This window comes from Parvibacter caecicola (genome assembly GCF_003725335.1).
Lineage (GTDB): Bacteria > Actinomycetota > Coriobacteriia > Coriobacteriales > Eggerthellaceae > Parvibacter > Parvibacter caecicola.
Genome location: NZ_QIBY01000002.1, coordinates 1 through 24449, shown reverse-complemented (window position 1 = coordinate 24449; position 24449 = coordinate 1). Strand labels below are relative to the sequence as shown.

Here is a 24449-nt window from a genome sequence, read left to right as displayed (position 1 = left end):
CATGTTCGGACCTGCGGCGGCATCCTGGGTGGGCCGACCCGATGGGCTCGGTACTCGATGCTCCGCGCTGCGCTACAATTACCGCCGATTACTTTCGAGAAACGGACGGCAGGCATGGCATTTCTTCTGGGCTGCGAAAAGGCGGCGGTGGAGTTCCCCACGAAAACGGTGTTCTCGGGCATATCGCTGGGGGTGGACGAAGGCGACCGCATTGGTATCGTGGGGCGCAACGGCGACGGCAAGTCCACGCTGCTGCGGCTTTTGGCGGGGCTGGTGCAGCCGGACGAGGGGCGCGTGCTTACCACCCGCGACACCCGGGTGGGCATCTTGGGCCAGGCGGACGCGCTGGACGCTGCGGCCACGGTAAAGCAGGCCATCTTAGGGGACATGCCCGATTACGCTTGGGCCAAGGATAACCGCATCAAGGGCATTTTGGCGGGGCTGGTGGCCGACATCCCCGGAAACAGGCTGGTGGGCACTTTGTCGGGCGGGCAGCGGCGCCGGGTAGACCTGGCCCGCCTTTTAGTGGGGGAGTGGGACGTGCTGATGCTGGATGAGCCCACCAACCACCTGGACATTCGCGCCATCACCTGGCTGGCCGGTTACCTGAAAACCATATGGCGCAAGGGGCAAGGGGCGCTTTTGGTGGTCACCCACGACCGCTGGTTTTTGGACGAGGTGTGCCTGAGCATGTGGGAAGTGCACCACGGCAAGGTGGAGCCGTTCGAGGGCGGTTTTTCCGCCTACATCATGCAACGGGTGGAGCGGGAGCGGCTGGCGAACCTGGCGGAGCAGAAGCGCCAGAACCAGCTGCGCCGCGAGCTGGCCTGGCTTTCCCGCGGGGCCCGGGCGCGGGCCACGAAGCCGAAGTTCCATGTGGCTGCCGCCCAGGCGCTCATTGCCGACGTACCCCCGCTGCGCGACGAACTGGCCCTGAAGCGCATGGCCATGGCGCGGCTGGGCAAAGACGTGGTGGAGCTGAAGGGGGTCACTGAAGCCTTCGACGGCCACAAGGTGCTCGACGATGTATCCTGGATTATCGGCCCCGGCGATCGCTACGGCATCGTGGGCGGCAACGGTGTGGGGAAAACCACGTTGCTGCGGGTGATCCAAGGGGCGCTGGCACCCACGGCGGGCCGGGTGAAGATTGGCAAGACGGTGCGCTTCGCCGTGCTGTCCCAGCATTTGGATGAGCTGACGGCCTTAGGCGACGACCGGGTGCGCCAGGTGATTTCCCGCTACAGCCGCCGCACTATGCTGGACGGCAAGGAGATGACGCCGGCGCAGGTGCTGGAGAAGCTGGGCTTTACGAAGGTCGATCTGAACGAGCCGGTGTGCGACCTTTCCGGCGGTCAAAAGCGGCGGTTGGCGCTGATGCTTATTTTGCTGGACGAGCCCAATGTGCTGATTTTGGACGAACCGGGCAACGACTTGGACACCGATATGCTGGCGGCGGTGGAGGATGTGCTGGACGGTTGGCCCGGCACCCTTTTGCTGGTCACCCACGACCGCTACCTGATGGAGCGGGTGACCGACCACCAGTTTGCCATCGTTGACGGCAAGGTGCGCCACCTGCCTCGCGGCGTTGAGGAGTACCTGGAGCTGGCGGCGGCCCGTGAAGTGGCCGGAGCGGTGCCGCCCGGCTTCACCGACGCCGAGGAGCGCGCGGCGGGTGCGGTGGCGGATGAAGCGGCTGCGCTGACGGCGACGGCGGGTGCAGTCCCGGCGGCCCCGAAGCTTTCCGGTGGCGAGCAGCGGCAGCTGCGCAAACTGATGGCCTCCAACGAGAAGAAGGCGGACACCTTGCGGGGCAGAATCGCCGCCAAGCAGGAGGAAATGGCCGCCGCCGACCCTTCCGATTACCTCGCGCTGGGAAAGATTCAAGAGGAAATCACCCAGATGGAGGACCAAATCGAAGAGCTTGAGTTGGAATGGCTGGAAGCGGCTGAAAAGTTGGGAGAGTAGCGCGCCGCAACCCGGGCGCTTACTTGCCCAGCAGGTGGCGGATGGCGGCTATGGGGTGCTTGGTGATCATGCGGGGGCCGGCGTAGCGCATGACGGCGCAGATGCGCTGGCGTTCTTCGGGCCGGTAGCAATGGTTGCCGCACTGCTCGCAGGACACTTTGGTGGCCATTTGCCGGCAGCGCTCGGTGCGCAGCAACGCGTAATCGTCGATGACCTTGCACTCAGGGCACACCGCTTCGCCGCAATGGGCCGTCTCGGTGCGCTGCGCGTCGTCATGATGGCCGGCGCAGTACATGGCCACCATCTGAGAGATGGTGCGCTTTTCGCGCAGGCGCCGCTTCGCCACTTTCGGGCTGTCAACTGAATTAACCATGCCCGGCAGTATATCCGCCCCTGTTTGCTTTGCGACCTCCAGCAGCAGGAAATCCACAGGTTTCTGGAGCAGGGGGAAGGGCGGGGGCAGCCCAAGTCGCTCAGACAGTCCTGCTTTGGAAAACGCGCCACTGGCGCGTTTTCGTCGTGCGGAACTCGCTTTGTTGGACCGCCCCCGTCCTTCCCCCGCACAGCTGAAACGGACCCGTTCGCCCGGAGCAACATCCTGGCTGGGCCGACCCGGCGGGTCGGAGCGAGGTCCGGCCAGGCGGAGTAGAGGGGAAATCCACTCGACCGCAGGTCGAGTTAGTTCCCCTCGTGCGGAGCGTCGAGCGCAGGCCTGTCGGGTCGGCCCACCCTCCAGAGGTTCCCCAAAAACCTATAGGTTTTCCAACGGATGGGTGGCGAAGGGAGTGGGCGCGGGGAAACTGCTACAATAGTTAGTCGCATTTTTCGAGAACTGCAGCGAAGGAGCGCTTGAACTATGGCTCAGCCTACTGATAACGCCCAGATGAACGACCCTGTTTTCGCCGAGGAACAAGCGCACCTCTCGGCCACGTACGGAGCGCTGCAGCAGATTGGCCGCACCACTGCGAAGGCACTGGAAGAGGCGGCGCTTAAGGCGGCGGCCGACAAGGAGTCGATGGCCGACGAGCTGGCTCGCAACTTCGCCACTGCCGATGATGCGCTGGAAACCTGGGCTGACTTCGCCGCCATGGACCGCATCATCGATGGCTACAACCTGGCCCAAACCGCCAACGCTGAGAAGCTGAAGACGGTGGAGCTGCTGCTGAAGCGCCCTTATTTCGCAAAGATTGTGGTGACGCCCAAAAGCACCGGCAAGCAGCGGGAGCTCTACATCGGGGCGGCGGGCATTGCCGGCGAGGACTACCGCCGGCTGGTGGTGGACTGGCGCAGCCCCGTGGCCGAGGTGTACTACAACCAGTCGGAAGGCCCCACTTCCTACAAGGTGGACGGGCGCACCATCGAGGTGGAGCTGCAGCTGCGGCGCCAGTTCGACATCGACGAGAACCGCTTGAACGCCTACTTCGACACCACGGTGGCCATTGAGGACCCGCTGCTTTTGGCGTCGCTGGCCCACGAGCGCAGCGCCCACATGAGGGCCATCACCGCCACCATTCAGCGGGAGCAGAACACTGTGGTGCGCCATGAAGACGTGCCGGTGCTGCTGGTGAGGGGCATCGCCGGCAGCGGCAAAACTTCGGTGATGATGCAGCGCATCGCCTACCTGCTGTTCCAAAACCGCAGCGACCTTAAGGCCCAAGACGTGTTTCTGCTGTCGCCGAACCCGCTGTTCGCCCGCTACATCGAAGACGTGCTGCCGGAGATGGGGGAGGCCAACCCCGAAACCCTCACCTGGGAGCAGTTCGCCCAGGCGCACCTGCCGAAGGGGCGCGGCGCCGGCTCTCCGGCGGTGCCGTTGCAGCGGCTGGAGGCTATGGAGCGTGCGGTGCGACAGCTGGAGTTTTCCGACGGCGATTTCTGCGACATAACCCTGTTCGGCACGCGGCTCATCGCTGCCGACCAGGCGCGCAAGGTGTCGGAGAAGTACGGGCATCTGCCGGCCGGGCCGCACCGGGTGGCGCTCATGCGCGAGGAGCTGTGGAGCAAGCTGGAGTCGCGGTTGGGGTCTATGGCCGCTTCCGATGGCATTCAGGACGAGATTTCGGCCCTCTCCATCGAAGAGCAGCTGCGCATTCTGGGGGAGCTGTACGACCCCTCTACCGAGCAGGAGGCGCGAGAGCAGGCGCTGGTGTACGTGCGCGACCGCTTCGCCGAGGCCTTCGACATGGTGGAGCGGGACGAGTGGCTGAACATCGAGGCCATCGGGCGCCGTTTGGCGGGCGGCAACATCGGCTCGCTAGAGTGGCTGTTCGCGAAGATGCTGGTGACGGGGCTTTCCAACCCCGATGCGCGGTTTGTGATGGTGGACGAGGTGCAGGACTACACCGAGGCGCAGCTGCTGGTGCTGGCCACCTACTTCCGCCGCGCCCACTTCCTGCTGCTGGGCGATCCCAACCAGGCCATCGACGAGCACACCGCCAGCTTCGATGAAGTGAAAGCGCTGATGGGGGCCCGTTTCGGCCAGGTGAGCGAATGCGGCCTCATGACCAGCTACCGCTCTTCCCCCGAAATCACGGCGCTGTTCGCGCGCCTGGCGGCCGACGGTGCCCGCATGGAGATATCGTCGGTGCGCCCGGCGGTGGAAGAGGTGCAGCTGGTGCGGTGCGAAACTGCCGACGAGCAGCAGCAGGCCCTGCGCCGCGCGGTGGCGGCCGCGCGGGAGGCGGGCGGCCTGGCCGCCGTGGTGGTGCCTTGGAAGAGCGACCTGAAGCGCACGGCCGCCCAGCTGGAAGGGGAGGGGGTGCTGCCCCTCACCGATGCGGACACGCTGCCGGCCGAAGGGGTGGTGCTGCTGCCGCTGAAGCTGGCGAAGGGGCTGGAGTTCGACAGCGTAGTGGTGCCGGATGTGTCGGAGGCGGTATTCCCGGCTGGGGAAGACATCGCCCGCCGTCGCCTCTACACCACCGTTTCCCGCGCCACCTCGCACCTCACCCTCATCTCCAAAGGCGCTCCCACTGGCTGGCTGGGTTCGCTCTAAAGCTCCTCGAAGAAGCCCACGCGGAAGTTCTTGAACACCACTTCGCCGGTCTCTTGGGTGGCGTCCAGGTCCACGTCCGCCTCGATGCGGAAGTCGCCGTCGCCCTCTTCGTCCAGGAAAATCTGGGTGGCGTGCCAGGTGTGGTCGGTTTGCTCGTTGGCCGGGTCGGTGACGAAGTAGGCGGCCGATCGGGCGTTGCCGTCGATGGAGATGGCCTTGTGGGCTGCGTGGAAATCCTCCAGCGCTTCCCGCCAGCGGCGCTCACCGAAACCCCACTCGCCGTCCAGCCGCCCCAATTCGGCCACGTTGCCCAGCGCCGCCAGCCGCACGCGGGCGAACAGGGCGTTGCGCACCATCACCTCCATGCCGTGGCGGTCGGCCACGATGGCGGTGGCGTCCAGTTGCGGCATGAGGGCCTCGGGCACGTCGCCGGCGTTCTCCCATGCTTCCACCAGGCTGGAGTCGGTGGTGCGCACCATGAAGCCCAGCCACGCGATGATGTCCAGCAGCCGCTCGTCCAGCGCATCCGGCGGCAGCGTGCGCACCAGCACCCGGAAGGCGTCGGAGAGGTAGCGCAGCAGCGTGCCCTCCGATTTCGCGATGTTGTAACGGCCGATGTAGGTTTTGAAGTCGCTGGCGGTTTCCACCATGTCCCGCAGCACCGACTTCGGCTCCAGCTGGTAGTCGCGGGCCCAGGGTACCGATTCGCAGTAGATGCCGAAGGCCTGGGCCAGCAGGCCCTCCAGCGGCTTGGGGTAGGTGATGTCTTGCAGCCGCTCCACCCGCTCTTCGTAGTCCACGCCGTCTGCCTTCATGAGGGCCACCGCTTCGCTGCGGGCCTTCTTCTCCTGTGCCCGCAGCACCTTCGCCGGGTTTTCCAGCGTGGCTTCCACCAGCGAAATCACATCCAGCGCGTAGCGTTCGCTCTCGGGGTCCAGCAAGTCCAGCGCCGCCAGCAGAAACGGGGAAAGCGGCTGGTCAAGCGCGAAGTCGGGCGGCAGGTCCACCGTCAGCACATAGTTGGCGCGCCCCTTCTCGTCTTGCTGCTCAAGCACCACGCCCCCCTCCAAAAGGGTGGCGAAAATCTCATCGGCGCGGGCGTTCAGCTGGGCCTTTTCCTCGGGGGTTTGGGCGGAGTCCGCAATCAGCTGCCGCACGTTCTCTCGGGCGTCGCCGCCGCGGCTCACCACCGAGAGCACCATCGAGTGGGTGATGCGCATGCGGGGCACCAGCGTCTCTGGCGGCTTCTCAATCAGATGCTCGAAAGTTTGCTGGTTCCAGCTGACAAACCCCTCGGGCGGCTTCTTCTTTTTCAGCTTGCGCAGCTTTTTGGGGTCGTCGCCCGCTTTCACCATCGCCTTGTGGTTTTCAATTTCGAACTCCGGCGCCAGAGCGATCACCATGCCTTCGGTGTCGAAGCCGGCCCGGCCGGCCCGGCCCACAATTTGGTGGAACTCGCGGGAGCGTAGGCGGCGCATCTTTACGCCGTCGAACTTGGTGAGCTGGGTGAGCAGCACCGTGTGGATGGGCACGTTGATGCCCACGCCCAGGGTGTCGGTGCCGCAGATGACCGGCAGCAGCCCCTGTTGCGCCAGCCGTTCCACCAAAAGCCGGTAACGGGGCAGCATGCCGGCGTGGTGCACCCCCACTCCCGCCTGCAGCAGCCGCTGCAGAATTTTGCCGAAGGGGGTGGTGAACTTCGTGCCCTTCACAGCGTCTTTCAGGGCTTCCCGCTGCTCTTTGGTGGATACGCCGTAGCTGGCCAGGTTGCGGGCGGTGCCCAGCGCTTCGTCCTGGGAGAAGTGCACGATGTAGAGCGGCGCTTCCCCTTTGCGCAGCCCTAGCTCCACCGTGGCCTCCGGCGCATCCAGCGTGTATTGGTAGGTGAGCGGCACCGGGCGCGGGGCATGGGCTATCACGTCCACCGTCCGGCCGGTGCGCTCCTTGAGGGCGGCGGCGATGGCGCTGGTGTCGCCCAGCGTGGCGCTCATCAGCAGAAACTGCGTGTTGGTCATGGCTATCAGCGGCACTTGCCAGGCCCAGCCGCGGTCGGGGTCGCCGTAGAAGTGGAACTCGTCCATGGCCACGCAGCCCACGTCCGCTTCGGCCCCTTCCCGCAGCGCCACGTTCGCCAGAATCTCGGCGGTGCAGCAGAGGATGGGGGCGTCGGTGTTGATGGAGCTGTCGCCGGTGATCATGCCCACGTTCTCGCGGCCAAAGATGTCCACCATGTGGAAGAACTTCTCGCTGACCAGGGCCTTGATGGGGGCGGTGTAGTAGCAGCGCTTGCCGGTGGCAAGCCCCAGGAAGCACATGCCCTCCGCCACCAGCGATTTGCCCGAGCCGGTGGGGGTGCCCAGAATCACGTGGTTGCCGGCCGCCAGCGCCAAAAGCGCGTCCTCTTGGTGGGGCCAGGGGGTAATGCCTCGGGCGTCCACCCATTCCAGGAAGGTTTCCAGCGCCTGCTCTTCCCCCATGAAGGGGTCGGCGGCTTCCAGCTGCTCTTGGGTTTGCCCCTCGTCCACCCACCAGGAGGGGGCCAGTCGTCCCAGCGAGCCGAAGGCGAAGGCATCGCCGGCATCGGCAGGGGAGGCGGGGTTTTCGGTTTCAGCGGGCATGGGAGGCGTCCTTTAGCTTCAAGATAATATCGAACCTCTTATTTTAGCTGTTCCCCGCCACCGGGTGCGGGCCGTTGCAGTAAACTGCATCCGTTTGTTCATTCAAGGAGGGTTCATGGAAAAAGGCAATGTGAAGGCGCTTCTGCCCATCGCGGTATTTTTAGTGCTGTACCTGGGGCTGGGGGTGCTGTTCGAGTACGGCATGGGCATTTCCATGGGCTTCTACAACATACCCATCGTGGTGGTTTTCCTAGTGGCGCTTCTGGTGGCCTGTTTCCAAAACCGCAGCCTGCCCTTCGACGACAAGCTGGCCGTCATGGGGCGCGGCATCGGCGATAAAACCATCGTCACCATGATCCTCATCTTCCTCACCGCCGGCGTGTTCGTGGGCACGGTGGGGCGCAACTCCGCTGAGAGCGTGGCGTTCTTCATGCTGGACATCATTCCGCCCGAGTTCGCAGTGGCGGTGCTGTTCGTGGTCAGCTGCTTCGTGTCCATATCCATGGGCACGTCGGTGGGCACCATCACCCTTATCACCCCCATCGCGGTGGCGGTTTCCACGGCTTCCGGCTTCAGCTTGCCGCTGTGCGTGGCTTCGGTGATGGGCGGCGCCATGTTCGGCGACAACCTGTCGTTCATCTCCGATACCACCATTGCCGCGTGCCAGGGGCAAGGTTGCCAGATGAAGGATAAGTTTCGGGAGAACTTCAAGATAGCCCTGCCGGCTGCTGTGGTAACCCTGGTGGTGATCTTGGTCATGACGCTGGGCACCCCCGTTGCCAGCGAGGTGGCCCACGAGTACCAGCTCATCGAGCTGGTGCCCTACATCATCGTGCTGGTGGGGGGCATTGTGGGCATTAACGTGTTCATCGTACTGCTGCTGGGCATCGTGTCCGGTGCGGTGATTGTGGTGGCTACCGGTTCGGTGGCCGCTACCGACCTTCTGGCCAATATGGGCTCCGGCGCGGCCGGCATGTTCGAAACCACCATGGTGGCGGTGCTGGTGAGCGCCATTTGCGCCCTCATTCGCGAATACGGCGGCTTCACGGCGCTGTTGAACGGCATCCGCCGCTTGTTCAAAAGCCGCAAGGGCGGCCAGTTGGGCATGGGGCTTCTGGTGGCGGCCATGGACGTGGCCACCGCCAACAACACCGTGGCCATCGTGATGGCCAACCCCATCGCCCGCCAGATGGCGGAAACCTACGGCATCACCCGCCGCAAAACCGCCTCCATCCTGGACACCTTCTCTTGCGTGATGCAGTGCCTGCTGCCCTACGGCGCCCAGATGCTGGTGGCCATTTCCGCCTGCGCCTCGCTGGGCCAGGCCGTCACGGCTTTCCAGATCATCCCGTTCTTGTTCTACCCCTTCTGCCTGTTGGCCAGCGTGCTGCTGTTCATCTTCGTGGTGCCGCCGAAAGACCGCCGTCCCGACGCGGAAGTGCCGCCGACGGATGCCGACGGTGCCCGCAGCGCTCTGGGGGACTAGCCGCCCCCGCTTTCAGCGGAGCGGTTGCGGCGTAGCCGCCGGTTTTGGCCAAAAACCCCATCTTTGTTAGAGGCGGGCGCCGGCAACGGGCGCCAAAATGCCCCCTGCAGGGCCTTCGCGCGTCGTTTAAGGGTCTCGCAGGGCAATAAATTATTTCAAACGGTTAGTTTTCAGCGCAGCTGTTTGACATAGGTGGGTTTTCTGGCCAAAGAGCCGCGCTGGGGAGTGCGGCTAGCTGCGACAGGCTTCCACGAAGGCGGCGAAGATGGCGGATTGGCTGTCTAAGTATTCCGGATGCCACTGCACCCCCAGGTAGAAGGGGTGTTCTGGGTCGTAGATGCCCTCGGTGATGGCTTCCGACCACGCAACCGGCGCAAGCCCTTCCCCCAAAGTGGCGAGGCACTGGTGGTGCATGCTGTTGGTGGTGGCAACGGCGCAGCTGCGGCACAGGGTGCTGGCGGGTTCGGAGCAGGGGGCCGCATCGGCCGCGGCTGCAGGGGCGGCGTTTTTCTGCTGCGGTGTGGTGCAGGCGGAGCAGCGGCGGCAGTTGAGGGCGATGTGGGTTTCCGCATCGTAGCGCACCACGTGGGTGCAGGCGGTGTAAGGGGGCTCCTGGCGATGGGAGGCTTCCGCCAGCCCGTCGGTCAGCAAATCGGCGTGCATGGTGCCGCCGGCCGCCACGTTGATGATCTGGCACCCGCGGCAGATGCCCAGCGTGGGCGTGCCGGATGTGCGGGCGTTGCGGGCCAGCTCCAGCTCAAGCCAGTCGCGGTTCTCGTCCACCAAGTCCACCAGCGCCAGCGCTTCGGAAGAAGTGTCGTGGGTGGGGTAGTGGCGGGGGTGGATGTCGCCGCCGCCGGTGAGCAGCAGGCCGTCAATTAACTGCAGGTAGTGCTGGGCCATGGCCTCGTTGGCCTCGCGGCCGCCGGCCACGGGGGAAAGCAGGATGGGGGTGCCGCCGGCCGCCGCGATGCGGTCGATGTATTCGCAGTTCACCCGTTCATGCCCCTGCGCCTCGTCCAGGGTACAGGTGAGTCCGATGACCGGTTGCCGTTCCATGTGCGTCCTTTCTCGTTGCCTTTCAGTTTACGCAACCAATGTTTCCCGCCTGTGTCCAATTTGTCTAGTGGCAGAACAGGGGCATGGGGCGTGCCAGGGGGACGTTCGCCTGACACGGGGGCATGGCGTTCGCCTGACACGGGGGCATGACGCTCCCTCCCCTGACACGGTGGCATGACGCCCCTCCCCTGACACGCTTGCGCGAATTTTCAACTTTGGTAGGGGTTTTGGTGCCGGAGAATTAAGCGAACTGGGGTTTTGTCTTGCGAAAATGCGCTTTTCCTACCAATGTTGCTAAAATGCGCCGTTTTCCCTACCAAAGTTGAAAAAACGCGATGCGCCGCGCGCATTTTCGCGGCTTTGGTAGGGGTGTGCGGCGAGGGGCCGGGAGGTCGCGCCGAACGGCCGTGGCGGCGAGGGCTCGAACGGCCGTGGCGGCGAGGGCGCGGGGCGTGCGGCCGCGGTGCGTGCGGCCGCGGTGCGGCGAGGGTGTGCGGGACGGGGGGGCCGCGCCGCGCAGGGGGTTGGGTGCCGCTTTTGCAACCGTGGAGAGGGGTGGGCCGTTGAACTGCTACACTGATGGCAATTTATCGGAGCGGCCCTGCCCCACGCATCGGGCCGCATTGGCGCCCGCGCCCCGGGCGCCCCATTGCAAGGAGAGACCATGCTTCGCGCCAACCACCCCCAGGTGAGGGCCCTGTTGCTTAAGGGCAACTTCGGGTTGGAGAAGGAGAGCCTGCGCATCGACGGCGGCGGCTTCTTGGCCCAAACCCCGGCTCACTTCGCCGATAACGTGCACATCGTGCGTGACTTCTCGGAAAACCAGGTTGAGGTGAACACCGAGATTGCCGCCACCCCTCAAGCGGCGGTGGATTTGCTGGAGAGCTACACCGCCCAGGTGCAAAAAACGTTGCGCCACATGGACGAGCGCGAGTACCTGTGGCCGTTCTCGAACCCGCCCTACATCCGCAGCGAACGGGACATCCCCATTGCCCAGTACACCGGCGCCGAGGCATCGAAGACGGTGTACCGCGAGTACCTGTCCGACCGCTACGGCCGCTACAAGATGGCGTTTTCCGGCATTCACCTGAACTATTCGTTCGCCGATGAGCTGCTGCGGGCCGACTTCGCCCTTTCCGATTGCCAGGATTTCGACCGCTACCGGGACGACTTGTATGTGATGCTGGCCAAGAAATCGGTCATCTACGGCTGGATCCTCACCGCCGTCATGGCCGCCAGCCCGGTGATGGATTCGTCTTTCGTGGAGAAGGGGAAAATCGGCGGTGAGCTGTTCCAAGGGCTTGCCACGGTGCGCTGCTCTGAACTGGGCTACTGGAATTTCTTTGCCCCCATTTTGGATTACAGTTCGGCCGAGGCCTATGCTGACAGCATTCAACAGTACGTGGACAGCGGGCTGATTCGCTACCCCTCCGAGCTGTATTACCCCATTCGCCTGAAGCCGCGCGGCGATTACGGGCTGCAGGCGCTGAAGGAGGGCATCAGCCACATCGAGCTGCGCATGGTGGACCTGAACCCGCTGGTGCGGGCTGGCATCGATGTGCGCGACGTGCTGTTCAGCCAGCTGCTATTGGTGTGGATGGCCAGCACGCCCGACGAGGTGCTGACCACGAAAGACCAGGTGCAGGCGGTGCAGAATTTCAAGAACGCCGCCCATTTCGATTTGAAGACGGTGAAGATCGTGATGCCCAACGGCGACGCGTTCTCGGTGGTGAAAACCGCCAGCAAGGTAATCGACCAGATGGAGGCGTTCTATGAGGGCTTTGGCCCCGAGGTGGCCGAGTGCTTGGAATTTCAGCGGGCGAAGTTCGAGAACCCGGAAAACCGCTACGCCTGGAAGATTCGCCACCAATTCGGCGAGGGCTATGTGGCCCGCGGGCTGGAGCTGGCGCGGCAGCAACAGGCCAGTTACCTGGGAGAGTAGCTGGGCGGCCGCAGGAAAATCCGTCCAATGGAAAATAAAGTCTAGCAATTTGGTAGGAATAGTCTATAATCCGGTGAAAACCCCGCAGGCAGTCAGGGCGCGCCCCCGCCCGGATACGGGGTTTGGAAACGAACAGGGTAGAGAAGCTAAAAGGAGAGAGCTCATGATCTACACCAGCGTTGAGCAGCTGATTGGCAACACCCCGCTCCTGGAGCTGGCCAATTACGAAAAGAACCACGGCCTTGCGGCTAAAATCGTGGGCAAGGTGGAATCGTTCAACCCCGCCGGCTCTGTGAAGGACCGCATTGCCCTTAACATGCTGAACAGCGCCATCCGCGACGGCAAGGTGAACCAAGATACCGTGCTCATCGAGCCCACCTCCGGTAACACCGGCGTCGGGCTGGCGGCGCTGGCGGCGGCGAAGGGCCTGCGCCTCATCATCTGCATGCCGGAAACCATGTCCATCGAGCGCCGCAACCTAATGGCCGCCTACGGGGCCGAGCTGGTGCTCACCCCTGGCGCTCAGGGCATGAAGGGGGCCATCGCCAAGGCGGACGAGCTGGCAGCGGAAATCCCCAACTCCTTCATCCCCGGCCAGTTTGTGAACCCCGCCAATCCGCAGGTGCACTTCGCCACCACCGGCCCGGAAATCTGGGAGGCCACCGAGGGGAAGGTGGACATCTTCGTGAGCGCTTTCGGCACCGGCGGCACCATTTCCGGCACCGGGGCCTTTTTGAAGCAGCAGAATCCCGCCATTCGGGTGGTGGGGGTGGAGCCGGCCGCGTCGCCGGTGGTTACCCAGGGCGTTGCCGGCCCCCACAAAATTCAGGGCATCGGCGCTGGGTTCATCCCCGAAACCCTGAACCTGGACGTGGTGGACGAGGTGCTAACCGTCGAGAACGACGAAGCCTTCGCCGTGGGCCGCGAGCTGGCGGCCAAAGAGGGGCTTTTGGTGGGCATCTCTTCCGGCGCGGCGGTGGCGGCGGCCACAAAGCTGGCCGAGCGCCCTGAAAACGCCGGAAAGACCATCATGGTGATCCTTCCCGACACTGGCGAGCGCTACCTTACCACCGAGATGTTTGCGAAGTAACCGAAGGGCTGCATTTACTTACGGCAAGGGCCGCATGGGGTTGGAACCATGCGGCCCTTTTGCGTTAGGTGGGGTGATTTGTCGGGGGGTTGAGCATTCGTTGGGCCGAGATTTTTTTTTTCTTGGCCCAATGTTGCGGCCAAATGCGGGTTGTCGGTTAGGCAGAGATAGAATCTCTGCCCTACGAATGTTGCCGCAGAACGCGGGCTACCGGTTGGGCAGAGGCGGAATCTCTGCCCAACGAATGCTGTGGCAGGATGCGGGTTGTCGGTTAGGCGGAGATAGAATCTCTGCCCAACGAATTCGACCTGGAATCACACTCTGCGCGCTGGTAAACGCCCGCTAGGTTCGTGAGGGTGCGGTAGTCGTCGGTACCTTCCTTTGCCAGCTCGCTTTGCAGCAGGGCCGAGTGTTGGGGCAGGCGGCCGGCCAGCGCGGTGAAGCGGTTTTGCTTGTTCAGGAATTCCTCCATATTGCCGGTGGGCTGGGCGTAGTCCACTTGCAGCGGGTCTTTCCCGGCGGCGGCGCGGCGCGGATCGAAGCGGAACAGCGGCCAAAAGCCCGCCTTCACCCCTTCCTTCGCCAGACGGATGTTGGTGGCCATGCCGCCGTGGATGCCCCAGGAGATGCAGGGGCACAGCGCCACCACGATGGAAGGGCCGTTGTAGCTTTCCGCCTCGCGGAAGGCGTCGATAGTCTGTTGCATGTTTGCCCCCAGGCAGATGTTGGCCACGTATACGTAGTCGTACTGCAGCATCATGCGCCCCAGTTTCTTCTTGGGGGTGGGCTTGCCGTCCAGCGAGAAGCCGGAAACCGACCCCAGCTGGGTGGCCTTGCTCATCTCGCCGCCGGTGTTGGAGTAGCCTTCGGTGTCCAGCACCAGGATGTTCACGTTCTGCTTGCTGGCCAGCACCTCGTCCAGCCCGTCGAAGTCGATGTCGTAGGCCCAGCCGTCGCCGCCCACAATCCACACGCTCTTCTTTTGGAAGAGAGTCTTTTCAGCCAGGATGCGCTGGATGCGGCTGGCCTCTTCGCTGGTGGCGGGCCGGTAGGCTTCCAGGTTCTCGCAAATGATGCGCCCCAGGTTGCCGGCGGCGTTCGGTTCGTCTTTGAACTCCAGCCAGTCTTCAATCAAGCTGCGGGTTTCCTCGTCCATCTGCGAAGAGCCGTCGGCCAGCTGTTGCTGCAGCAGATTGGTCAGGCCGGAGCGGCGCACGTCCAGGGCGCGGGTGATGCCGAAGCCGTACTCGGCATTGTCCTCGAATAGCGAGTTGCCCCACGCCGGCCCGTGGCCGCGCTTGTTGGCGCAGTAGGGCATCGAGGGGCTGTAGGCGCCCCAGATGGAGCTGCAACCGGTGGCGTTGGCGATGATCAGCCGGTCGCCGAACAGCTGGGTGAGCATCTTCACATGAGGGGTTTCGCCGCAGCCGCCGCAGCAGCCGGAGAACTGCAGCAGTGGCTGCTGCAGCTGCAGGGTGGCAACGGTGGTGGGGGCGGCCAGGTGGTCTTTGGGGGAGATGTTCTTCTGGGCGAAGGCGAGGTTTTCCCGCTGCGCGTCTAGTTGCGAGCTCAGAGGCTTCATGACCAGGGCCTTCCCCGGCGCCGGGCAGTTGTCGGCGCAGCTGCCGCAGCCCACGCAGTCTTCCGGGAACACCTGGATGCGCAGCTGCTTGCCCTTGAGGGCCGCCAGTGTGGCCGGCTTGGTGGCGAAGGCGTCTGGCGCCCCTTCAAGCTCGGCGGGCGCGGCCACGAAGGGGCGGATGGCGGCGTGGGGGCACACGGTGGCGCATTGGTAGCACTGGATGCATTTGTCCACGTCCCATTCGGGGATGTTCACCGCAACGCGCCGCTTCTCGTAGGCGGTGGAGCCCAGCGGTTGGAAGCCGGCAGGGTGCATGGCCGACACCGGCAGCTGGTTGCCCTCAAGGCGGGATATGGGGGCGAAGTAATCGCGGATGTAGGCGGGCCCTTCGGCGATGGCCTGGGCGTTGCTGGCCACGGCGCCGGTTTTGGCGTGGGCCCACGAGGCGGGGTAGCGCACCTCTTTCAGTCGGGCCGCCGTTTGGTCGATGGCGGCGATGTTGGCGTCTATCACCTTCTGCCCTTTGGCGGCGTACAAGGTGGCGATGTCGCGTTTCAGCAGCTCAACGGCCTGTTCGAAATCCATCACCCCCGCCAGCTTGAAGAACGCCGTCTCCATGATCATGTTGATGCGCGGCCCCAGCCCCACTTCTTGGGCCAGCTTGTTGGCGTCGATTTGGAAGAAGCGAGCGTGCTTGGCCGCTAGCGCTTGCTTGAAAGCCGCCGGCAAGTGGGCGCCCAGCGCCTCTAGCGAGCCCCAGGGGCAGTTCAGCACGAAGATGCCGCCGTCTTTCAGGTGGTCCAGCATGGGGTAGCCCCGCAGCGGGTAGATGTCTTTGTGGCAGCCGATGTAGTCCGCCTCTTCCACCAGGTAAGGGGAGTGGATGGGGGCGTTGGAGAAGCGCTGGTAGGAAATGGTGAGGCCGCCGGACTTTTTGCCGTCGAACCAGGAGTACTCCTGCACGTAGCTGCCGGTGGCGTCGCCCACCATCTTGGCTGCCTGCTTGTTGGCCCCCACGGTGCCGTCCGAGCCGAAGCCGTAGAAAATGGACTGCTGGTAGCGGCTGTTGGGCAGCGTGTTCACCGCCGGCCCCACAGGGATGGAAAGGCGGGTAACGTCGTCGGTTATCCCTACGGTGAAACGGCGCAGCGCCTTGCCCGCCCCGCTTTCGGCCCCGGCCGCCTCGCCGCTGAAAAGCCGCAGATGGTCGAACACCGCAATGGCATCGGCAGGGGAGAACTCCTTGGAGCTCAAGCCGTAGCGGCCGCCGATTACGTCCATCTTCCGGCCGCTGTCGAAAGCCGCCTGCACCAGGTCTTGCAACAGCGGCTCCCCCTGACTGCCCGGCTCTTTCGTGCGGTCCAGCGCCGCCAGCGCCTGCACGGTGTTCGGCAGGGCCGCCATGGCCGCCGTCGCGTCGAAGGGGCGGTACAGCCGCACTTTCAGCACCCCCACCTTCTGCCCCTGGGCGTTCAGGTGCGCCGCTGCTTCCGCCAGTGTGTCGCAGGCGCTGCCCATGGCCGCCACCACCCGCGTGGCGTCCGGCGCTCCCGCGTAATCGAACAGGTGGTAGGCGCGCCCGGTCAGTTGCGCCACCTTGTCCATGTTGGCCTGCACGATAGCCGGCATGGCGTTGTGGTAGCGGTTGGCGGCCTCGCGGTTTTGGAAGTAGATGTCGGGGTTTTGGTCGGTGCCGCGCATCATGGGGTTCTGGCAGTCCATGGCCTGCGCCTTGAACCGCTGCACCGCGCCCCAATCCACCAGCCCCCGCATGGCTTCCGGGCTGATGGTGTCGATGGTGGTTATTTCGTCGGAGGTGCGGAACCCGTCGAAGAAGTGGGCGAAGGGTAGGCTGCCCTGGATGGCGGAAAGGTGGGCCACCAGCGAGAGGTCCATGCATTCCTGCACCGAATTGGAGGCCAGCATGCAGATGCCCGAGGGGCGTATGGCCATGATGTCCTGGTGGTCGCCGAAGATGGACAGCGCGTGAGCCGAGAGCGACCGCGACGTGATGTGGAACACCCCCGGCAGCAGTTCGCCGGCAATCTTGTACAGGTTGGGAATCATCAGCATCAGCCCCTGCGATGCGGTGAAAGTGCTGGTGAGGGCCCCGCCGGCCAGGCTGCCGTGCACCATGCCCGCCACGCCTTTTTCTGACTGCATTTCCTTTACCATCACCGGCTGCCCCAGCAGGTTCTTCTTGCCGGCCGCCGACCACGCCTCCACGGTTTCGGCCATTCGCGATGCGGGGGTGATGGGAAAGATTACGGCGGCTTCCGAGAGGGCGTAGGCGGCGTAGGCGGCGGCGGTCATGCCGTCCATCGGTTTGCGTTCAGATGCCATGATCCGTCTCCTTCAACACTGGCTCCATCCTAGCTGGGCCGATTCGGCGGGCCGGAACGAGGTTCGGCCCGCCGAATCGGCCCAGCTCCAGAAGGCTTGCAGCCATTTTTCCTTACGACCCAGGCAGAGATAGAATCTCTGCCCTACGAATAATTGGGTTGTGTGGGCCGACCCTGTCGAATCGGCCCACACAAGAGACCAGCTGCCCTTAGGCGAACATGTGGGTGATGATGGGCATGATCCACACGATGAGCACGCAGGTAGCGGCGAAGCCCACGGTGGAAACCGCTACTGAAGACGCGCCTTCCTGCACGTAGATGTTGTAGCGGCTGGAGATGATGATGCCGCTGAAAGCGGGCGGCAGGGCCACGGCCATAACCAGCAGTGACAGCTTGTCGCCATCGCCCGCCATGCCGAAGATCAGCCCCAGGCCGATGAACACCGCAGGGGTGAGAATCAGGCGGAAGAAGGTGTTCCACAGCGTCTCCACCCCTAGCGAGAACTTCACGGTGGACAGCGCCAGGCCGGCGGAGAGCACCGCCAGGCCGGAGTTGGCCTTCGCGATCAGCTCGAAGCAGGGGTCAAGCTCGGAGGGGAACTGCACCCCGATGATCACCAGCAGCACGGCCAAGATAGGCGCCCAGCACACCGGCTGCTTCAGGGCGTTCACGATGGCGGCCAGGTTGGGGTTCTTTATCTCGTGGTGCTTTTTGGTGCCCTTGTTGGACGAGCGGGAAACGTCCACTTCGCCCTTGGCGGTGATGGTGTCGCCGTGCTTGTCCACGTGGGTGCCGTCGGCGGCAATCGCCAGTTTGCCATCGCCGACAGCGGCGTCGGCAACTGCCTTCGCCCCGGTGTTGGCGGCAGCGGAAACCGCCTCGGCCGCCTTGCCCGCCGCAGATTTCCCGGCGGCCGCCAGCGCCTTCGCCTTGTCCTTCGCCTGCCCCAGGTTAATAAGGTAATAGCCGATGGGGATGGTGATGGCGTTCACCACGATGGCCACGATGGCGATTACCAGGTTGGTGTCCACGTTGTTGCCGTAGATGGGATCCAGCACCGCGAATCCCAGAAAACCGATGGTGGGGGAGCCGGCGATCAGGGCGCACACGGCGGCTTCCTGGGTGCTGTGGTGGAATAGCAGCTTGCACAGGAAGAAGCTGAGCATGAACATGCCCACGATGCCGAACAGCGAAATCAGCGTGAGGGTGATGTCGCTCACCAGCATCTCGCGGGTGGCCTTCACGATGGACACGAACAGAGCGGCCGGCAGCGCGATGTTCAGCACCACTTTGTTCAGGCCCTGTCGCTGGTCGTCGTCGAAGTAGCTGAACTTGCCGCAGATGTAGCCCAAGATCATGATGACCAAGATGGGCAGAATGTCGTTTACAAGAATTTGGACCATGATTCCCTCCTAAGGGTGCCCCGGCGTGGGGCCGGGGCGTAAAGTCAAGAGGCTATTTCACGGCCGGGTCGTCAACCATTTCAGAGTCGGCCAGCGGGCCCGTCACCGGTTTCGGGTTCAGGTTGCCAATGTGGCCGCTCTCTACGCCGGCATGCACGGACAGCTGAACGTTGATCATGCAAGGCTGCTTCGAGGCGATGGCCTCGGCCAGCATCTGCTCCACTTCGTCGGGGGTGGTGGCGAAGTAGCCCTTGCCGCCGAAGGCCTCCATCATCTTCTCGTAGTGGGCGGTGGCGTCCAGGGTGAGAGGGGAGGGGTCGCCGTCGGTGCCCAGGTTCTCGAAGTCGCCGCGGTAGATGCCGCCGTTGTTCAGCACCATCACGGTTACTGGCAGATGGAAGCGGCAGATGGTTTCCACTTCCATGCCGTCGAAGCCGAAGGCGGAGTCGCCGTGGATGGAAACCACCGGTTTGCCAGTGGTCACAGCGGCGCCGATGGCGTAACCCAGGCCCACGCCCATCACGCCCCAGGTGCCGCAGTCCAGACGGTGGCGCGGCAGGTACTGGTTCACGATGTCGCGGCAGTCGTCCAGGGTGTTGGCGCCTTCGTTCACCAGATACACGTCGTGGTTCTTGTCCATTACCTTCTTCACGGCACCCAGCGCGTTGTAGTGGTTCATGGGCACTTCGCTGCTGGCGGTTTTGCCGGCGAAGCGGGCGTCGTTTTTGGCGATGTCGGCGGCCAGCAGCTGCTGCCATTCGGCCGAGGCCTTCACCGGGGTGGTCTTCAGCGCCTCGTTCATCATCTTCATGGTGGACTTGATGTCGCCCACGATGGGGGCGTCGATGTAGCGGGAGTTGTCGATTTCGGCCGGGTCGATTTCAATCTGGATGAATTTCACATCGGGGTTCCACTTCTTGCCCTTGCCGAACTGCAGCATCCAGTTCAGGCGCGCGCCCACCAGCAGCACCACGTCGGCCGTGCGCATGGCCAGGCCGCGGCAGGAAAGGGTGGCCAGCGGGTCGTCGTCGGGCAGCAGGCCCTTCGCCATCGACATGGGCTGGAAGGGGATGCCGGTGGCGTGGATGAAGTTCTGAATCTCCTCGTCGGCCTGGGCGTACGCGGCCCCCTTGCCCAGGATGATCCAGGGGTTCTTGGCGCCGGCCAGAAGCTTCATGGCGGTGTCCACCGACGTTTGCGAGGGCACCATGGCCGGGCAAGGGTCGTTCACGGTGTAGATCATGGCCTTGGCGGCATCGGCGTCCATGGAAAGCCCCATGGTTTCGCCGGGGAAGTCGATGTACACGCCGCCGGGGCGTCCCGAAAGCGCGATGCGCATGGCGCGGGCCACTGCCAGTGGGATGTCTTCCAAGTTGTCCACGCGGAACGATGCCTTGCAGAAGGGCTTGGCGAAATTCATCTGGTCCAGGCCCTCGTAGTCTCCTTCACCCATGTCCACCAGGTTGCGGGTGGAGGAGCCGCCGATCATGATGCAGGGCCAGCCGTTTTCGGTGGCCTCCTTCAGCGGGGTGATGCCGTTCAGGAAGCCAGGGGCGGAAACGGTGAGGAATACGCCGGGCTTGCCGGTGAGAAAGCCCTCGGCCGCGGCGGCGTTGCCGGCGTCGGCTTCGTGGCGCATGCCAATGTAGCGGATGCCCTTGGCCTGGGCAATGCGGGCGAAGTCGGTCACCGGAATGCCCACCACGCCGTACATTTTGCTTACGCCGTTGGCCATGAGCGATTCGGTAAGGATGTGCATGCCATCAGTGAGGTTGGTGGCAGCGGTAGTGTTGTCCATAAGAAGCCTCCAGGTAGTTTGCCCTTCCTGGGGAAGGGGCGTTTGAAAGGGGGCGCCGCAGGAGGTTCTGCAGCGCCCCGGGTTTTCGGGGGGGGGGTGCGGCCTTTGGCCGTCGTCTTTTGCGGCTGCGGCGAGTTAGCGGACCGCGCGCCGCAAAAGGCACCTATTTGGCCGGCTTTTTCAGGTCGGCCGGCACGCCGTTGTTGCTACCGATGACACCCTTGGCCTCGAGCGCGGCAATCTCCTCGGCGCTGTAGCCCAGCGCGGTAAGAATCTCGCTGTTGTTCTCACCCAGCTTCGGCGCACGCTTGTAATCGGGGGTGTAGTTCGACATGGTGTAGGGCAGGCCGATGGTCTTGAAGTTGCCGCGGCTGTCTTCCTGGTCGATGGTGACGATGGTGCCGTCGCTGTTCAGATCGGGGTCGCTTTCCAGCTCGTGCCAATCCAGCACCGGGCCCACCGGCACGCCGGCGGCCCCCAGCTTCTCGGTGAGGGTCATCTTGTCGTACTGCATCGTGTACTCTTCCACGCGCTTGTACACTTCCGCCTTGTGCTCGTCGCGGGCGTTGGGGGTGCTGAAGTTGGGGTCGGTCAGCCAATCCTCGAAGCCCAGCGCCTTGCAGAAGGTCTCAAAGCCCTTCGGGGACTGCTGGATGACGATGTACACGTAGGCGTTGGGGTCGGTCTCCCAGCCCTTGGCGCGGTAGCACCAGCCCAGTACCAGGCCGCCTTCGGCGTTCTCGGCGCGAGGGATGGCCTTGCCCCAATTGAAGCCCGGATAGCAAGCGTAGTAGGAAAGCTCTCCCAGATTGTCCAGGATCAGCTGGTCGCGAAGCTTGATACGGCACAGGTTGAGCACGGCGTTCTGCATGGACTGGTACACGTAGCAGCCCTCGCCAGTGCGCTGCCGCTGCAAAAGCGCGCTCAGGATGGCGATCAGCATGTGCATGCCGGTGTTGGAGTCGCCCAGGGCCGCGCTCGATTGCGTGGGCTGCGGGTGGGTGCCGTCGTTCCAGCCGGTGGTGGAGGCGGCGCCGCCGGCGCACTGGGCTACCGGTTCAAAGGCCTTCACGTGCTCGAAGCGGCTGCCCTGGTTGAAGCCCTTCAGCGAGGCCATGATGCACTTGGGGTTGATCTGGTGCACTTGCTCCCAGCCAAAGCCCAGCTTCTCCACGTCGCCGGGGCCGATGTTCTCGATAAAGATGTCAGCGTCTTTCAAAAGGGCGGTCAGCACCTTAGCGCCTTCGGGGTCTTTCATGTCCAGGGTAAGCGACTTCTTGTTGGCGTTGAGCTGCAGGAAGTACAGCGAGTAGCTGCCGTCCACGTCGTTCATCTCACTGCGGGTGGGATCGCCGCCGTGTACTTTCTCCAGCTTGATAACTTCTGCGCCCATCCAGGCCAGCATCTGAGTGCAGGAGGGGCCGGATTGCACCTGGGTCCAGTCAATTACCTTAATACCGGCCAAAGGGGCCGTTGACTGCATATCGGTCATTATTCCACCTTTCAATAGAGGGATTGATAAACCGCCAAAGACGAGCATAGTCGCTGCTGGGAGCGCTCCGCCTCCATGGGCGCGATTGCCATAGAGCTGGGAGCCGCCCGTTAAAGGCATGTTGCCGACCCTCCCGCCCCGTCGCCCGCCTTTGCCGCCGGCTCGCGTAGCTCCGCCGCCCGCACTGCGCGCCGAGCCCTGGCCGCCCCATCGCGCCTCCCGCCGCTCTCGGTTGTCCGCGCCCGCGGCCAGGGCCCCGCCGGCAATCGGCGCTCCCGCAGCAGTTCCGTCCCCGTGCGACCTTCGCCGGCGATTGACACCCCCGATGCGGCTCCGTTCCTGCTCGCCACGCGCCGTGCCGCCGCCGGCCCGCGTAGCCCCCGTTTGTATCCATCGCATCACGCCGTGCTTTCCCCGCGCTTCGCTGGGCCATTGTTTGTGCGCCTTTGACGCGGGCCATCCAGTCTGGCGCTACCGCTTCGCGCCCTTTGCCCTTGCTCGCGCCGTCCCGCTTGCGTCTTCGCGTAACATGGACCTCGCGCGCATCGGTTTTTTGCCACATCCTCGTTTTTTCGACGCGCTGTGTCGCGTTTTCGAGGGTGTGGCAATTTTGGAGCCGTACTTTTGCCACATCCTCATTTTTTGTGCCGATTTCGCATCTATTACGAGGATGTGGCAATTTTCGCCGCCTGTTTTTGCCACATCCTCATTTCTTTGACGCGCCCTGTCATTTTTTCGAGGATGTGGCAAAAATGCCGGCATGACGGGCCGATATTCGCCGTCCTTAATTTGCGCGCCGCATTGCGCTTGCCCGCGCTTAATCAGCCGAAGATGCTCGGCGGCTGGCCCTGGTTCCTCGACCATGAGAGTACGGTCTCGTGCAGGCGCCGCATGCGTTCCAACTCCTTCGCAGAAGGCGGCCTCCACCGCATCCCCTTTTTCTCCGTGATGCGCTTTGCGATGGCAATGATGTCGTTCAGCTCGCGAAACTCGTCTTTTGTGAGGGTGATGACCGTTATGCCCAGCGACTCAAGGGCGTTGCGGCGCATTGAATCTTCAAGGAATCGGTTGGCGTGGCATTCGAAGCCCTCGTACTCCACGTCTACCTGGGCGAGCGGCCAAAAGAGGTCGCAGATAAAGTGCCCTTGGGGGCAGTTTCGGGTGGGCGCGTGTTCGATGCGGTGATTGAGTATCGGCGCTCCAATGCCTTGCCCGCCTATGCGACGGGGGAGCCCCATCACCAGACCGGACTGTATTTCTCGGGGCGACCGAGCATGGGCCGCGATAAACGGAAGAGCCTTTCGGGCGTTCACCGCACCTTCCATGAAGCTGGCCTGCTCCACGAACGCGGCAAGGGCGTTTTGGGTGACGAGGGCCGATCGTGGCTTGATAACCGTCCGGCCGTCTTCCCAGCTGTAGTAAAAGTCTGCGCAGAGTTCCGACCCAAACGCTGCAAGATTGAGAAGGGAAAGCTTTTTGGCCATGCGCAGGAAGGTGAACTCGGGCGAAGCGATGGACACGTCTTGGTTGAGCCTGATGGCCGATTGTGGCGGTAAGGTGTTTCGGCAAACGTGGCTTTCGGCGAATTTGGTGCGGAAACGCTGTTCGGGGGAGTCGACAAGAAAGTGCCAGCGTGCGTCGAAGGCCTGACGGAGCAGAGAAGGTTCTTCCACGCGAGCGTTTGTGCCGATGGCGAAGGGGTCGCTGGTTGACGGAGCGGCGCAAAGGCCCTCCTCTGACGGAACGGTGTGGGGATTGGCGGGCGTCGCGATGCGCTGGCTTGCAGTTTCATTTGCGGCGTTGTTGCGAGTTCGCGAATCGTAGGAGAGCGGGAAAGCCCCACTTGCCGCTAGTCGCGGATGGCATTGGGCCATGAGGGCGGGGATGAGCTTTACCGACGGCGGTTTTTGCGGTGCGTGGGCAAGGGGCTGTCGGGCGCTTTCCAGGCTTCGGCCCGGTGAAAAGCGCCAGAAAGTAGCGGCGGTTCCATCGGCGATGAGGAGTTGGGGAGCTTCGCTGTGTTTTTGATTGGGCTGGTTCGGCATGGGGATTCCTTTTCGTGGGGCTAGAGATGCCAAGCGGCAGGACTGGGGTTTGCCGGTTTGAGCGGCAGGGTTTGCGGGCATTATAGCGGGGATTTTTTCGCTTTACCGGTGTGGATAAAATGGGGAAATATGCCACTTGAACAGGTATTTCGATCCTGTTCTACGGGAATTCGTCACGGTTTCGCCCCCCATGACACAAAGTTCCATCAAACCGTCGCCGCCGTTTCGCCAGAAATTCGTCACGGCGGTTATGGCGCGGCGCCAAATGCGGGTTTTGGGAGGAGGTGCACCAGGAGCGGTGGAAAATCCGCCGAGGCAAAACGGGGCGGTGGAAAACCAGCTGCGCCGTGTGGAGTAGGGCAGACGTTGCGGCGAGAGTGTTGGCGCGCAACGCGATGGCGGAGCTTTCCCCAAAATGGGGAAAACGGAACGCGAACGCTTAGCGCTGTCGAAGGGGAACAGTGGAAAACGGGGCATCGGGCGGGGCGCCGAATGGGAAAACGGGAGGCCAGAAGGATTGGTTTCCGCACGGGCCAGCAAGAAAAACATCGTTCGGCCACAAACGCGCGACTCCGTGGTGGCGAAGGCAGAGTGGGTTGCATCGCGGTGGCGAAGGGCGGGGCGAGTTTGAT

The 24449-nt window shown here is 63.7% G+C and carries 13 protein-coding genes; 5 read left to right on the top strand and 8 right to left on the bottom strand.

Translation table 11 applies throughout. The annotated features are described in order from the left end of the window. The first annotated feature begins 114 nt into the window (after nt 1-114). Nucleotides 115-1965, top strand: coding sequence for an ABC-F family ATP-binding cassette domain-containing protein (locus DMP11_RS02125; RefSeq protein WP_123184860.1), 1851 nt, complete (start codon nt 115-117; stop codon nt 1963-1965). Nucleotides 1966-1984: 19 nt separating this feature from the next. Here DMP11_RS02125 and DMP11_RS02120 read toward each other — a convergent pair whose 3' ends face one another. Further along, complete coding sequence (locus DMP11_RS02120) at nt 1985-2338, bottom strand: nitrous oxide-stimulated promoter family protein (RefSeq protein ID WP_123185042.1); 354 nt, start codon at nt 2336-2338, stop codon at nt 1985-1987. Nucleotides 2339-2821: 483 nt separating this feature from the next. Between DMP11_RS02120 and DMP11_RS02115 the strand changes: the two genes are divergently transcribed. Further along, complete coding sequence (locus tag DMP11_RS02115) at nt 2822-4960, top strand: HelD family protein (RefSeq protein WP_123184859.1); 2139 nt, start codon at nt 2822-2824, stop codon at nt 4958-4960. Here DMP11_RS02115 and DMP11_RS02110 read toward each other — a convergent pair. Next, nucleotides 4957-7578 (bottom strand): DEAD/DEAH box helicase, encoded by a 2622-nt coding sequence (locus DMP11_RS02110; RefSeq protein WP_123184858.1) that lies wholly within the window; start codon nt 7576-7578, stop codon nt 4957-4959. The genes DMP11_RS02115 and DMP11_RS02110 overlap by 4 nt on opposite strands. 115 nt (nt 7579-7693) lie before the next feature. Here DMP11_RS02110 and DMP11_RS02105 point away from each other — a divergent pair, with 115 nt between their 5' ends. Continuing rightward, on the top strand, nt 7694-9064 hold the full coding sequence (locus tag DMP11_RS02105) for a Na+/H+ antiporter NhaC family protein (protein WP_123184857.1): 1371 nt from the start codon (nt 7694-7696) through the stop codon (nt 9062-9064). A 231-nt stretch (nt 9065-9295) separates the two neighbouring features. On the opposite strand, the gene DMP11_RS02100 is transcribed toward DMP11_RS02105, so the two are convergent. After that, nucleotides 9296-10123, bottom strand: coding sequence for a gamma-glutamyl-gamma-aminobutyrate hydrolase family protein (locus DMP11_RS02100; protein ID WP_123184856.1), 828 nt, complete (start codon nt 10121-10123; stop codon nt 9296-9298). 664 nt (nt 10124-10787) lie between these two features. Here DMP11_RS02100 and DMP11_RS02095 point away from each other — a divergent pair. Further along, nucleotides 10788-12065, top strand: coding sequence for a hypothetical protein (locus DMP11_RS02095; protein ID WP_123184855.1), 1278 nt, complete (start codon nt 10788-10790; stop codon nt 12063-12065). A 163-nt stretch (nt 12066-12228) separates the two neighbouring features. Next, nucleotides 12229-13155 (top strand): cysteine synthase A, encoded by a 927-nt coding sequence (cysK, locus tag DMP11_RS02090; protein ID WP_123184854.1) that lies wholly within the window; start codon nt 12229-12231, stop codon nt 13153-13155. A 271-nt stretch (nt 13156-13426) separates the two neighbouring features. Here cysK and nifJ read toward each other — a convergent pair whose 3' ends face one another. The 5 genes from nifJ to DMP11_RS02065 all read right to left on the bottom strand — a co-directional run bounded on the left by nifJ (nt 13427) and on the right by DMP11_RS02065 (nt 23817). Further along, nucleotides 13427-17080 (bottom strand): pyruvate:ferredoxin (flavodoxin) oxidoreductase, encoded by a 3654-nt coding sequence (nifJ, locus tag DMP11_RS02085; protein WP_123184853.1) that lies wholly within the window; start codon nt 17078-17080, stop codon nt 13427-13429. A 208-nt stretch (nt 17081-17288) separates the two neighbouring features. Further along, nucleotides 17289-18482 (bottom strand): AEC family transporter, encoded by a 1194-nt coding sequence (locus DMP11_RS02080; RefSeq protein WP_123184852.1) that lies wholly within the window; start codon nt 18480-18482, stop codon nt 17289-17291. A gap of 52 nt (nt 18483-18534) precedes the next feature. Then, nucleotides 18535-20280, bottom strand: coding sequence for an oxalyl-CoA decarboxylase (gene oxc, locus DMP11_RS02075; protein ID WP_123184851.1), 1746 nt, complete (start codon nt 20278-20280; stop codon nt 18535-18537). Between the two features lie 163 nt (nt 20281-20443). Continuing rightward, nucleotides 20444-21772 carry a formyl-CoA transferase gene (frc, locus tag DMP11_RS02070; RefSeq protein ID WP_123184850.1) on the bottom strand — a complete coding sequence of 443 codons (1329 nt, stop codon included), beginning with the start codon at nt 21770-21772 and terminating at the stop codon, nt 20444-20446. Nucleotides 21773-22593: 821 nt separating this feature from the next. Then, a complete protein-coding gene (locus DMP11_RS02065; protein ID WP_123184849.1) occupies nt 22594-23817 on the bottom strand; it encodes a hypothetical protein in 1224 nt (407 codons plus the stop codon). Nucleotides 23818-24449 lie beyond the last annotated feature (632 nt).

Excerpts from the sequence above, each read along its gene's own strand:
- DMP11_RS02105 (WP_123184857.1), top strand. The coding sequence starts at position 7,694 with ATGGAAAAAGGCAATGTGAAGGCGCTTCTGCCCATCGCGGTATTTTTA.
- nifJ (WP_123184853.1), bottom strand. The coding sequence starts at position 17,080 with ATGGCATCTGAACGCAAACCGATGGACGGCATGACCGCCGCCGCCTAC.
- DMP11_RS02120 (WP_123185042.1), bottom strand. The coding sequence starts at position 2,338 with ATGGTTAATTCAGTTGACAGCCCGAAAGTGGCGAAGCGGCGCCTGCGC.
- DMP11_RS02125 (WP_123184860.1), top strand. The coding sequence starts at position 115 with ATGGCATTTCTTCTGGGCTGCGAAAAGGCGGCGGTGGAGTTCCCCACG.
- DMP11_RS02080 (WP_123184852.1), bottom strand. The coding sequence starts at position 18,482 with ATGGTCCAAATTCTTGTAAACGACATTCTGCCCATCTTGGTCATCATG.
- DMP11_RS02100 (WP_123184856.1), bottom strand. The coding sequence starts at position 10,123 with ATGGAACGGCAACCGGTCATCGGACTCACCTGTACCCTGGACGAGGCG.
- cysK (WP_123184854.1), top strand. The coding sequence starts at position 12,229 with ATGATCTACACCAGCGTTGAGCAGCTGATTGGCAACACCCCGCTCCTG.
- DMP11_RS02095 (WP_123184855.1), top strand. The coding sequence starts at position 10,788 with ATGCTTCGCGCCAACCACCCCCAGGTGAGGGCCCTGTTGCTTAAGGGC.
- DMP11_RS02115 (WP_123184859.1), top strand. The coding sequence starts at position 2,822 with ATGGCTCAGCCTACTGATAACGCCCAGATGAACGACCCTGTTTTCGCC.
- oxc (WP_123184851.1), bottom strand. The coding sequence starts at position 20,280 with ATGGACAACACTACCGCTGCCACCAACCTCACTGATGGCATGCACATC.
- DMP11_RS02110 (WP_123184858.1), bottom strand. The coding sequence starts at position 7,578 with ATGCCCGCTGAAACCGAAAACCCCGCCTCCCCTGCCGATGCCGGCGAT.
- frc (WP_123184850.1), bottom strand. The coding sequence starts at position 21,772 with ATGACCGATATGCAGTCAACGGCCCCTTTGGCCGGTATTAAGGTAATT.
- DMP11_RS02065 (WP_123184849.1), bottom strand. The coding sequence starts at position 23,817 with ATGCCGAACCAGCCCAATCAAAAACACAGCGAAGCTCCCCAACTCCTC.